Raw genomic sequence first — 12,992 nt, 5'->3', positions numbered from 1 at the left:
TATTAATATATAAACAACAATAAAATTAATTGATTATGAAAAGAAAAGGATTGAAAGTGGCTATATGCCTTATGGCAGGCACAATGTTGGCAACCTCTTGTGTAGGTTCGTTTACAATGTTCAACAAATTGGCTAAATGGAACAAGCGTGCTACCGATTCTAAGTTCTTAAACGAACTTATCTTTATTGTTATCTCCCCAGCTTATGCAATCGCAGGTACAGTTGATGCTCTTGTTCTTAATGCTATTGAGTTCTGGACAGGCGATAATCCGATGGCTAAGAATATTGGTAAAACCAAGAATATTAAGGGCGACGATGGCTTAATGTATGCCGTGAAATATCTTAAAAATGGTTACGAGATTACCCGTCCGAACGGAACAGTGTTCTACTTAACCTACAACAAGGCAGAGAACAACTGGTATATGAATGAGAATGGCAAGGAAAATAAGCTCATACATTTCAACGAAAACGGAACAATAAAGGCATTCTTAAACAACGGAATGACTATGGACGTTACTCCAAATGCCGCAGGCTTATACGAACTTCGCCAAGCAGTGGCAGGCACCAGCTACTTTATGGCAGTGCGATAAAAGATCAGACAGGAGGTAAACACTAATCATGGATTGTTAACCTCCTGCCTTCGTATTAACCTCCTTTCCTGCATTTGCCACACGAACTATTCGATATATGGGAATAGTTCGTGTTTTCGCATCTTATAATATGCAGCAAATTGTCTTAATCCATCAATGCATGCGCTTAAATAGCTTCCCATCTACCTGAATGAATATCACACCCAGGCTATCACCTTTCTGAATAGAAAGAAGCTGAAGACCACCCTTGCACACATCTTGTTTCAGAATACGTCCGTTGATGTCATACACCCTGATGTCCCTGCCTTGTAAACTTTGAGGCGTATTAATTTGCAGCAATCCATTGGCAATGAAGCATACGTTAATATCTTCTCTGCCCTCCGGCAGGTTTAATCCCGTAGGATTTTCTTTTCCCTCATAGAGGTTTTTACCATTGTTTTCTTTATTCTTATAGTCATAAACCTGCCAATTGTGCTTGTTGGCAACTTCTACATCTTTCTTTGTACACTGGTTTTCTTCCGTGGGATTCGTGGTATCGACAACATAAAATTCACCCTTTTTATTATCTTCTCTCACCGGCAACATGTTGCATAGCGATTTCATTTCCTGCCCTTTGATTTGATTACAGAAGCAATATACAGCTTCCAGCTGCTTTAGATTTTCATCAAGAGCGATGCTGGAGAGGGCATTGTGCTCACACGAAAGCATTCGTAGACCGTTAAGACCCTTTAAGTTTAGCTTTGTAAGTTTATTCTTCTGGGCATAAATACTCTCAATGAGGGCATTTTTGCTTAAATCAACTTCTTGGAGCTGATTATTCTCAAATGCAATTGTCCGAAGGTTTATGCAGGGTTTTACATTGAGTTCTTTAAGTTCATTGTTTGAAATAAATAATGTAGTCAGTGCATTATTATTGTCAAAGTTTGCTGCCGAGAGTTTGTTGGTGTTGAGTGATAGCAAAACCAGTTCTTTGTTTTCACTCAGATCTATTTCCGTTAACTCATTTTCATACCCTAACAATTCTTTGAGTTTCTTGTTGCTGTTAAGTTTCAATGTCTGAAGTTCGTTCTTTGAACAATTAAGAGTCTCCAACTCTGTGCATTCTTCAACATTGAGTGCGGTAAGATGATTGCCCATACACACAAGTTTGCTTAGCTTGCCATAAATGTTTATTTTTTCTCCACTGATGGGCAGGAGCACTTGCTGATTAAATACATTTTGTTCCTCACCGTAGTCATATTCATTGTTGTTATTCAAGTCAATCCAAACGCTATCAACCTCTTGTTCGGGAACACCGATATTGAGTAGCCACTCACCGCTTTGCTTGGAGGTGGTCAAGATAGCCTTAGGCTTTGACGTAAGATAACGATTGTGGTCTGAACCAGAATAATCAAGTTGCCCTGTGAAGTATTTTACGTCCCATTTCTTGGTCTTGGCTTGTTCTACCGAAGTTTTCAGAATCTCGTTCTTCTCCTTCTCGTCTATACTGTAAAGTACAAATAACCTGCCTGCTGTATTTTCTTGTGAACGGTCTGGAAGACTCTCCACTAACTTTTGCATGGCATCGGCTGTAAGTCTATTGTTAAAGCAGTCTATTCTCACCAACTTGCTGCAACCGGACACTTCAAGATTGTCGAGTTCATTGTCGTTCACGTCCAGTTCTTCCATCGCAGGACTTTGGACAGGCAGTGCAATACTGTTGAGTTTGCACCCACTAACATTAACCTTCTTAAGATTGGCATTTCCTGAAAGGTCCAATGAAGTGAGTCCTTTAGAATAAGTACATTTTAGCTTTTGAAGATTGGGGTTGTTCTTGATGTTGATTGCAGCAATTGCGTTGTCTTTGCTACCACAGTCAATATCAATGACAGGTCCATAAATCCTCAAGGTCTTTGCTGTACGTGGTCTACTGTACCAATACCATTCCCACATATCGATGGTTTCGTTCTCGTCTTTTTGTCCGTTGTTATTCAGGTCTACCCATACTTTGGCTTTATCTTCATCGTTAGCCACCGCAAGCGATACCCCCCACTTACCAGTTTCTTGTTCTGATGTAAGCTCAATATACGGTTCTCCGGGAGAAGTTTGAGCTATGCAAACATTGCTGAACAGAGCAATTGCTGCAGTCATTAATAAAGAATAATTTCTTTGCATACTTTGATTGTTTTTAAAAAATGAATATTCTATTTGCTTCCAAATTAATTTCAAGGAATAAGCCTTATTCTGAATATATAAGGTCTTTGTTAGTTTTTCTAGTTTATAGAGAAGGAGTACTAACAAAGACCTATTATTTTTCTTATCTTATCATTATTTTCTTTCCATCTATTATATACACACCTCTTAATCCTTTAATAGAGTTTGAGTTTTTACGTACCAATTTTCCACTAACGGTATATATAGTAAAGTTCTGATTGGAAACGTGGGGAGAATCAATAATAGATACAGCTGTTCTAATCGAAACAGGAGCAGATTCTATATTATCTCCATATATCGCAGTTACACTAAATAGGTGGTCTCCATCTGTTAAAGGTCGATTTACAATATAAGTCGTGTTTTCTCCCTCAACGGTTGCTATTAGTTTCTTATCAAGATATATGTTATATTTCTTAACCTTATCTCCCTTTACTGAATAGTTTATATCATCGAGCAAGAGTCCAAATGCATCTGTTGCAGTGTGGTGTATTGCAAAGTATTTTGTTTTATTAGGCAATGTAAAGAACCGTTGTGTCCAGTCCATATTGGGATTCTCGGTATTTTCAACTTTTATAAAGCTTTCTATATTTCTATCAGTTGTAGAATAAAGAACCTCATAAGTTTCGTCTCCATACATTAACGAGAGGCATTTCACATAGAACGTAATAGTTTGTTCAACTCCAGGAAGTTCTGGTGATATGAGCCAATCATTAGCAGCACCTTTTACAGGACAGAATGATATTAGATATTGATTGCCGGAATGAGCTTTGTCTTTATCATAAATGTTAGCACCAAAAACAGTTTCTGGATTAATAACCTGCCATGCGTGTGGTTTAGCAGAATTCTTATATGTTACTGCTCCCCATGCATCTGTTACCTGCCCATCACCATCTATAATCTTCCAATCCCCAAAAGAACCTTCATGTGTGGTTTCTGTTACACCTCCAAGAGAGAAAGGTACAAATATATTTTCGTCCTCAAAATCCTCAGTTATTGGACGTGTTGTCTCGTGTGGAGCATTCCAAGTAAGTTTAATTCCTTTCTCTGTTTGTTCTGCTAGAAGATTTTCAGGAGCTACTGCTTGTGATATTAGTACATTAAGTATACGCTCTGCTATATTGTTTTCTGGTATTTCATCTATAGCGTAAATAATCTCTGCTTTTATAACCCGGCTGCCAGCTTCATCAAATATTGTAGTTGGTATAGAAGTTTCGAAAGCTTGTTCATGCATAGAAGGTAAAGGTTGTTCAACAATTGTATTCATAAGTTCCTTATTGTCCATAGTTATCCGAACTGCATAGGATTTTGCAGTCTGTAAACCATAGTTTTTAACAGATAATCTAATAGTTGCAGTATCTCCGGTGTGTACAGTCTCAGGCACAGAAAAGTCTGCAACCTTAAGATCGTAACTGTTCATATCTACTATATTAATATTATCGAAAGTTATATTTCCTGGTGAATTAAATGTCTCAAATAACCCTAGTCGGATATATCGTTCTGTTTTGTACTGAGTTAAGTCTATTTTGTACGTTGTATACCCTGTTTTGGGACTAATTACATCGGCTAATGTCTCTGTACCATCTGGCTTTACAACATAAATACCAATAGTATTCTGACTATCTGTTCCTTTTACATCGAGTGTAAGTGTTGGTTTCTCTGCTCCTGCTAAAGATATTTTGCCCGAATATAATTCACCATATTCGTCTGAAGATGGAGAATCTATTGTAAAAGCATAATTATCCCCATCTGATGCTTCTGCAGATATTTGCATTTTGACACCTCCACCTGTACTATTAAAATTCCAATAATTATTCAGTTGTCCTTTGGTTACACTTTCTTTAAAAGGTAAGCTATAAGCCTTTCCTATAAGAAGTCCACTCATTCGAGCTTCGCCTGCTCCAGCAATATTAACGGCTCTTACTGCCCAATATGCAATACCTTGTTTTCCTTCATTAGTATTAAATGGAAGATCTGCCGAAGTTCCATTATGAATAGTTGATAATTTCTCTCCAAGTAACATTGTTCCATTGTAAGATGCAGTATTCCAAACTTCGTAATCAACGTTATCAGCAATAACAAGTCCACCTATAACCCCAGTATTTCCAACTTTATCCCATGTAATCTTAACAGAACTATCCTTGTCTGCTACTTTGATATTCTTTACATGTTCAGGTATATCTACTCCAACATAAACTACAGCTTCTTGTTTACGTCCTTGTTCTCCTTCAATAAAAGGTAATACTGTATACGTATGACTACCAAGACTAACTTTAGTATCCTCATATTCTATAATTGTATTTGGTAGGACATTATTAAAAGTATTAATAATTTTATTATCACGCCGTAATTCAATTTTTGTAATAGGCTTTGTTAGTATTGTTCCTCCAACAGTTTTTATAGGAGCATTAAAGAATATATTTGTTCTCAGTTGTCCTGTAGAGTCTGCTATTACTTTAAGGTTACCAACAGAATCTGGTGCTTCTGCAATAGGTATTTGTTCAACTATAATAGAATCAACGTAAAGAGTCCAACCCTCAGTTGTACTAATGGCATGTATGCCTAAATGATAGTCTCCACCTGAGTCTACCTTTATCTGATTATTCTCATATTTTTGATAAGTCGCAGAATTAATATTTGTTTCTGGTAATACGTTAATCGTCATATTTTCAACATTCGTTCCTTTTCCCATTTTCATTTCGAAGCGTTCAGGATATACTTTGCTTTGCCCTGAGCGTCCTTTGGCACTTAGACCAATGGTATAAGTTTTCCCCGCTTTTAGTTTTATAGGAGGAGATATTAACCAATCATCAGCAAGTTTTGGACCGAATGTATAAGAGGCAGATTTGGTTCTATTATCATAAATCCATGCTGCACGCGTACCAAATTCTGATTCTACTCTATCATTATTAACATCAACAACTGTCCATATAGAGAAGTTGTCAGCCGACTCAAAATCTTCTAAATAAGGTACATTAAAAGGCGAACCTAATTTTTCAGAATTTGAAAAAGCCATCTTGCTATGTTGCTCTCCATTTTTGGCAACGATACCATATTTATAGTTTGTATAATCACCAAGCGTTATTTGGTCTTCTATATATGTATCATTATAGTTTTCAGATATCAATTTTCTTTCTCCATTCCCTATGCGATAGATATCATAATAAATGCTTCCTATAAAACCATTATGTATTCCTTTTACTGGAGCTTCCCAATAGACATAAGCATTACCACTTTGTTTGTCCAATTCCATTACAATGTTGGAAGCTGTCTGTGGTTCATCATATCCTATCCATTTACTTAATTTTGTAGTTGGCGAACTACCAATTTCATTAGAAGTAACTACTTCGAAAGTATGCATATCTGTTGATACCGTAACAGGAATTGTCTCATTTTTTCCTGGAGAAGTTGTACCTGTAGCAGTCTCTTTACCATCTACAAGTATTTTATACGATAAGTTACTATTCAATATCTGACCATCATAACTCAATGTAGGTGCTGTAAAAACAACAGAGCCTGTTGTATCACCATCAATAAACATAAGTGAAAGATCTGTTACTTTTGCTGGTGCTCCACCAAGAGCTTTAGGTTGTTGAATAATCATTCCTGAAAAAGTATATTGCCCAAATTTGTATATTTCGGTTGCTACACCTGTATTAAGGTCTACTGTATATAGCGAAGTGCTCTGTTTTTTTTGGTCTGTTCCTAACCAATAGAATGTATCATCTGTCTGATCTATTTCACCTGTTTGAAAAAAGAATGCACCAGAACTATCCGAAAGCGTTATTCCAGTTGGTCCAATTAATGTTTCTGTACCAGCTTCTTTATCAATTTTATAAAGAAATCCATCAGTAGCAATACCATATAGCATACCAGCTTTTGTAATACCCATTGCAATATAGTATTTGTTTGTTTTAAAAAGCGTTGAACGAGTTTTATTTGGATAATCTATAATGCCAATCTCTTTACTTTTTCCGTCTACAGAATAGAATTCTCCATATATAGTTCCGTCTGTTGCCATTGCGGTTTCAAAGCTCATTAATGAATAGTCATTAAGTACTTCTGCTCCTATCAATTTCCAAGTGTTTGTATCTATAGTATATAGAGTAGGTGTGTATTTTTTATCTTTTGACACAGCATTGTAACCAGCATATAATTTCCCATCTACTAAGCCAATACCATTATAGAACATAAAATTACCTTTTATAAGAGGAGTTAAATTCTTTGGAGTTGTGGTGCTAAAGCTTGAAATACTTCGGTCTGTTGCTGCCGACATACCAGGTGCATAGGTAACATTTACCCAAATTTCTGCTCCACTATTTGTTTTTAATACTGGTTGTTTAATAGCAGATAAAGTTGATAATTGTATTGACGAAGTTAATTTTTGGTCCTGTAATGGCATACTTATTAATTCTGAATGAGGACTTTTAAGAGAATTTCCTTTTATGAATATAGTAGATGTTTCATTTTCTCGTTCGTCTATACAATTTTTTTGTTGTGATACGAAGCGTTGTGAAGACATACAAGGATTTTCTAATTGTTTTTGTGCAAAGGCTATGTTTCCTATTAATAGGAATATACAAGCCAACGAAAAGAATGCTTTTTTCATTATATAAATCTCCTATATGCAGCGTGATTGTTTAGTTATATCTAAAATACCTACGAAGCAAGATCAATAGGAATAGATAAATAATAATTTCTCCATCTTCCTGCTGCTTGGAAAAGGAAATATAATTTATTCCGTACAAAAATACTATTATTTTTAAATAAAAGTATAATAAAGTTTGCAAATTAACTAAATTAACGTTATTTTTGCACTGCGTAATCGTACTTAAATCATTTATTCACTAATTCTTTTTGTTATGAGAAAGAAACTATTTACCAACGAAAGCTTTAGAGGTTTCATCACATTAGTATGTATGTTGCTATCGGCATCGGTAGCTTTTGCACAGAAAATTGTGCACGTAGAAGAAGCAGGAACATTGAAAGATAAGCTAACTGAGGAGGAAATGCTTTCCCTTACAGAACTTACGCTGACAGGAAATTTAAATGGTACGGACATTCTCTTTATTCGTGCGATGGGCGGAAGTACCATTGCGGGCGGAAAAACCGATGGGAAATTGCATGTACTTGACCTTTCTGGAGCGAACATTGTGGCAGGTGGAGATGCTTATTATTATGTCAATGAAGATTTGGAATACGGAACAAAGGATAATACTCTTTCAGTTAATATGTTTTGCAAATGCGACCAATTGCGTAAGATAACCATTCCCAATAGCGTTACATCTATTGAAAAGAACGCTTTCTTGCTATGCGACAATCTTAAAGAAATTATTGCAAAGTCCGAAAACAAGAACTTTAAGACAGCAGAAGGGGTGCTTTTTGATAAGGATATGACTACTTTGATAAAATGTCCAGATGGAAAAACGGGTACGTATAACATTCCTGAAGGTACGGTAAAACTCTTGGGTGAGGCTTTCTCGAATACAGAAAAGCTAGAAAAACTTGTTATTCCTGCATCGCTGAATGATATCGGCAGCAGTAATTCGGTGCCTTTCTACATCTGTAATGCTATGAAAGCATTTGAAGTTCATAAGAATAATAAGACCTTTGCATCTGTAGATGGTGTACTTTTCGATAAAAATATAGAGACACTTTTAAAGTATCCGAAGGGCAGATGCGGTGAGTATGTCGTGCCCGAAACGGTGAAAAAGATTGATAAATATTCGTTCTATGAGGTTTATGGGCTTACGAAAGTAATCTTGCCGAAATCGCTTACCGAAATTGCAAGTTCGGCATTTGCACACATAAAGAAGTTATCTACTATTACTTTGCCAGAAAAACTTGAACAAATTGGTTTTGGTGTGTTTATGAATTGTACAGGACTGTCCGAAGTTCACGTTCTTGCTACTGAACCTCCTTATTGTAGTTCGATGGTATTTTATAATGTAGACTTTGATCAGTGTAAGCTGTTTGTTCCTCATGGAAAATTGGACGTTTACAGGATATCTACACCCTGGTCTTCATTCAAACATATAGAAGAATCTACAGCGATGCCTTATGTAACTTTTACGACTAGTCAGAAAATTGGTAGCGAAGTTGTTTCTCGTATTGTTGGAGAAAATATAATGTTCGATGGAATTAAATTCTTGGGAACAAAAGAAGTAATGGGCGAGAAATTTGATTACTATCAGGTAATGAAGAAAGATGTAAGAATAGAAGGCAGAATTACGGAAATGAGTATTGATAACTTTAATGTAGAAGCGCTTGATGTAAGCCATTGTCCTATGTTGAAGGTACTAAGTTGTAAGAATGGTAAGCTAGAGAAGTTGGATTTGTCTAATAACAAAGAGCTCGACACTTTAAATTGCAGTTACTGTGGACTGAAGGAATTGGATATTACGCAGTGCGGAAAGCTTGTTTTCGTAGATTGTGATGAAAACGAACTTACAAAAATTGATATCAGCAAGAACCTTCTTCTGAATTTTCTTTCAGTAAATAAGAACAAGATTAGTAGCATTGATGTGAGTGCACAGAAATATCTTGAAACGCTTTCGCTGAATGGAACAGATATCGAGAAGTTGAACGTAAAAAACAATCTGTATTTACAAAATTTATTTGCAAATGAGAATAAACTCTCCGAACTTAATCTCACAAATAATAATAATATACAAGAATTGCAACTGGCAAAGAACAACTTTGCTTCGTTCTCACTCAATTCGTCTACACTGAAGAAACTTTATATCAACGATAACAAACTGAAAACAATAAAACTTGACTTACCTGAACTGGAATTGCTATGTGCTTACAACAACGAAATAGCAGAACTTGACTTGTCGAATCTAAAGAATGTAAACACACTTTCGCTTCACCACAATCTTTTGACCGATATTAATGTGAAGACTCTCGGAAAATTAGAATATATATGGATAGACAACAATAAGTTGAAAACGTTAGATTTGTCGCAAAACCAAATGATTTTAACCGTAGTATGCTATTCGAATGAGCTTTCTGCTAATGCTTGTAAATTGCTTATGGAGGGACTTCCACAGCGAAACGAAAGCGATATTGCAGAAATAATTATTGTTGATACGAAAGGAATAGAGGGCAATGTCTGTACAAAATCGGCTGTAGCAATTGCAAAAGAAAAGCAATGGAACGTGATAGATTATGTTGGTGGCACAGAAGGATATCCTGGTTTACCTTACGATGGCATTAATGACCCCACAGGAATGCAGTATATTAATGCTGATAACAGTATAAAAACTTTTAATATTATCAACGGAAAGATACTGTTTACCGGTAATTGTGGACGAGTCATATTTTATAATGCACAAGGTACAGAGATTAATTCATTCGATAATCCTACATCAATAGATCTTAGCAGTATTCCTCACGGTGTTTACATTGTAACTTTTAATGGGACTTCAACAAAATTTGTTCATTAACATAAGTATCTATTATTATTTTTTTACGGTGGAATAACGCTATGTTGTTCCACCTTTTTTGTAAGCATAATACTTTCGGTCGTAAAATATGTATCATATTTTTCTGCACATTGTATTCTATTTCAATACAGTATATTACAGCATAACAGGAAACGAACTTTGTTATGGTGGGTATTTTAGTTTCAGCGGGGAGATGATATATTAGAAAATAAAAAATTGTGTTGTGGCAAGATACTGAGACTTAGAGGTTGAGTTGTTTTTTCAGTTCCAAACGTTTTTCTTTTAGTTCTTTATCGTCGGTATATGCCAGAGCGTAGCCCCAATAAAGGTAAGCTTCTTTAAATTGTTTCAGCTTGTTTTTGGCATCGCCCATATTTTTATATATCACGAACATAATTGTTTTGTTAGGTTCGTATAGTGTTGCGGCTGTTTTTAAATGTTCTATGGCTGCATCGTAGCGTTCTAATTGGTTTTCTACAACTCCCAAACGGTAGTTTCCAACTGCTATTTTCGGGTTTCGTTCCACTGCTTTTGCAAAATAAAGGGCTGCCGAATCTAGTTTTTCCAAATATTCGTATGCTCCTGCTGTATAATAAAGTGCGTTATAAGTGGTATCGCCTGCCGCAAATACCTTATTATATATAGCGATACATTGCTCGTATTTGCGATTTAAGAAATAAGCTTCGCCCAACGCACGGTTTACTTCCACATTGTTTGAATCTATTTTATAATAGCGTTCGCCGTATAAAACTGCCATATTAGGGTTACTTTCTTCTTGGTTTACAAATAATTTCATAAGGTCGGCAACTATATGTCCGTCCATTGGAAACTTATCTATAAGTGTCATTCCCCAATAAGTTTGTAGAGTTGTTTGTTGCATTGCTCCCTGTGCATAGTACATTTCGCGCATTGCATCGTGAGTAAGACTGTCTTCTGGAATTGTTTTCAGCATATCTGCACATTGTTTATATGCCGTACGGAGATAGTAACACGAGGCAAGTTTCATACGTATTGTGTTATTGTCGCCTAACATTTGTGCTTGTTTATAGTGCGAAATGGCGCAAAAATAGTTGTATGCCTTCATACAGCTATCGCCTTTTTCAATAAGCTGTTGGCAGTTTTGTGCCATTGTATGTAGACAAATGCAACAAACGACAGCAAAAAGTAGAATTTGCTTTTGCATATAAACAGTTTTATGAAACAATGAACTAAAAAATTTGTCTATTTATTTTCGTGAGGCTTTTAAACAAATGCAGCCTCACGAAAACTATTTTTTTAACTATACACTATTTACTTTTAGTTTAGTTTAAATGTAATTGGTAGCATATAGCGCACAGCAACTGGTTTTCCATTAAGTTTACCCGGATTCCATTTAGGCATTGCCAATATTGTACGAATTGCCTCTTTGTCGAGTATTGGCGAAACCGAACGAATAACTTTTGGTTCTAAAATTTCACCATATTCAGATACAACAAATTCCAGAATAACCTTTCCTTGTTGTTTCTTTTCTACAGCTTCTATTGGGTAATTTAAATTCAGTGCTAACCACTGATTAAGGTTTCCATTAAATGTAGGCATATTGTCTATGGCTTCATAAATTTTCTTTGGTGTTCTTTTTGTTTGTTGTTGTGTAGGGTTGTTTGTTGCAATTTCTGCCGTATTCTCTACTTTTTTAGCAACCATTTCTTCCCTGTTATTGGTTGTTTGTATTTCTGTTTTTCTATTCGTACAAGCTGTTTGTCCTGTATGTTGCACACGTTTTTGGTTCTTTTGCCTTTTTGTTACTTTTTTGCCCGATGCTAAATTTGCTATCTTTTTTTGTTCAACATTCTTATTTCCTATTGTTTTTGCAACATTGGCTATATTACGTGCAACTGTTTCTATGTTGCTCACTATTAATAGAGTTGCTATCAACGGAATATAAAGTGCATACTTTGCTTTTGCTATTTGTTTTGTTCTTTCTTTGTTCATCATTTCTATACGCTTTTTAAGGGGTAAAACATTAAAATTATTTGAAATAGTAGCTACATTCTTTTGGTATGTCAATACAAGCAAATGGTATTGATATTCTTTTTTGTTTGCTCCACTGGTTAAAACATTGTTGTCGGCAAGATATTCAAGGTTTAATCTTACTTCGCGTTTAAGCAACCAAACAAACGGATTTATCCAAAAAATGGTAGAAAACAGTTCTGTAAATAGAATATCTACGGAGTGCCATTGTTTGCAATGCGTTAATTCGTGTTTTATTATCTCGTGTGTTTGTTGTGTATTGTGTTTTGATGGATTGATAAAAATCCAGTTGAAAAACGAAAATGGACCTTCGTTGTTTTCTAACAAATATACTTTTACTCCATTTATATTGGCTGTTCTACATTTGTTTCTAAGTTTTATAATGGAAATTAACTGACAAAAGAAACGCACCAATAACACGCAAACCACCATATTATATATGGTTAATGCTATAGTTTCCCAGTTCGTTGCATTTATCTTATTTGGTGTTATGGTAACGGTTGGCAAAATAAAGGTTGCATATTGGTTTGCTATTGATGTTATTTCCACATTTTTGTTTATCCATTCCAAGCAATTTAGCTCTGGCACCAACATTGCAACAATGTATATTCCTATAAGTGTTGCCCTACGTAGCGAGAAAAATGTATCGCCAGAAAACATAAGTTTATAAAAACCAAGGAGCACTATTAAGGCAATGTTTAGTTTTAGAAAATACATCGTCATATTCGTTATATTTTAAGTTCAACGTTTTTCT

6 protein-coding genes are annotated in these 12,992 nt (G+C 35.4%); 2 read left to right on the top strand and 4 right to left on the bottom strand.

Going from position 1 to position 12,992, the window contains the following annotated elements; all coding sequences use genetic code 11:
- Positions 1–35 precede the first annotated feature (35 nt).
- Positions 36–590, top strand: a complete 555-nt coding sequence (locus tag HMPREF9144_RS00905) for a DUF3332 domain-containing protein (RefSeq protein ID WP_040595340.1) — start codon at positions 36–38, stop codon at positions 588–590.
- A 153-nt stretch (positions 591–743) separates the two neighbouring features.
- Here HMPREF9144_RS00905 and HMPREF9144_RS00900 read toward each other — a convergent pair whose 3' ends face one another.
- Complete coding sequence (locus HMPREF9144_RS00900; protein ID WP_040595339.1) at positions 744–2,744, bottom strand: leucine-rich repeat domain-containing protein; 2,001 nt, start codon at positions 2,742–2,744, stop codon at positions 744–746.
- Between the two features lie 142 nt (positions 2,745–2,886).
- Entirely contained in the window at positions 2,887–7,389 is a 4,503-nt protein-coding gene (locus HMPREF9144_RS00895) for a choice-of-anchor J domain-containing protein (protein WP_006043900.1), read from the bottom strand.
- 253 nt (positions 7,390–7,642) lie between these two features.
- Here HMPREF9144_RS00895 and HMPREF9144_RS00890 point away from each other — a divergent pair, with 253 nt between their 5' ends.
- A complete protein-coding gene (locus HMPREF9144_RS00890; RefSeq protein WP_006043899.1) occupies positions 7,643–10,228 on the top strand; it encodes a leucine-rich repeat protein in 2,586 nt (861 codons plus the stop codon).
- A gap of 241 nt (positions 10,229–10,469) precedes the next feature.
- Here HMPREF9144_RS00890 and HMPREF9144_RS00885 read toward each other — a convergent pair whose 3' ends face one another.
- Together HMPREF9144_RS00885 and HMPREF9144_RS00880 are read right to left on the bottom strand one after the other, a co-directional pair.
- On the bottom strand, positions 10,470–11,411 hold the full coding sequence (locus HMPREF9144_RS00885; RefSeq protein ID WP_006043898.1) for a tetratricopeptide repeat protein: 942 nt from the start codon (positions 11,409–11,411) through the stop codon (positions 10,470–10,472).
- Positions 11,412–11,524: 113 nt separating this feature from the next.
- Positions 11,525–12,961, bottom strand: coding sequence for a M56 family metallopeptidase (locus HMPREF9144_RS00880; RefSeq protein ID WP_006043897.1), 1,437 nt, complete (start codon positions 12,959–12,961; stop codon positions 11,525–11,527).
- Positions 12,962–12,992: the final 31 nt, after the last annotated feature.

Origin of the sequence: Prevotella pallens ATCC 700821 (assembly GCF_000220255.1) — a bacterium.
Taxonomy (GTDB): domain Bacteria; phylum Bacteroidota; class Bacteroidia; order Bacteroidales; family Bacteroidaceae; genus Prevotella; species Prevotella pallens.
This window is presented reverse-complemented; position numbering and strand designations above follow the sequence as displayed.

Bases quoted from the DNA above. Each gene is read 5' to 3' on its own strand.
- HMPREF9144_RS00905 (WP_040595340.1), top strand. From the start codon at position 36: ATGAAAAGAAAAGGATTGAAAGTGGCTATATGCCTTATGGCAGGCACA.
- HMPREF9144_RS00900 (WP_040595339.1), bottom strand. From the start codon at position 2,744: ATGCAAAGAAATTATTCTTTATTAATGACTGCAGCAATTGCTCTGTTC.
- HMPREF9144_RS00895 (WP_006043900.1), bottom strand. From the start codon at position 7,389: ATGAAAAAAGCATTCTTTTCGTTGGCTTGTATATTCCTATTAATAGGA.
- HMPREF9144_RS00890 (WP_006043899.1), top strand. From the start codon at position 7,643: ATGAGAAAGAAACTATTTACCAACGAAAGCTTTAGAGGTTTCATCACA.
- HMPREF9144_RS00885 (WP_006043898.1), bottom strand. From the start codon at position 11,411: ATGCAAAAGCAAATTCTACTTTTTGCTGTCGTTTGTTGCATTTGTCTA.
- HMPREF9144_RS00880 (WP_006043897.1), bottom strand. From the start codon at position 12,961: ATGACGATGTATTTTCTAAAACTAAACATTGCCTTAATAGTGCTCCTT.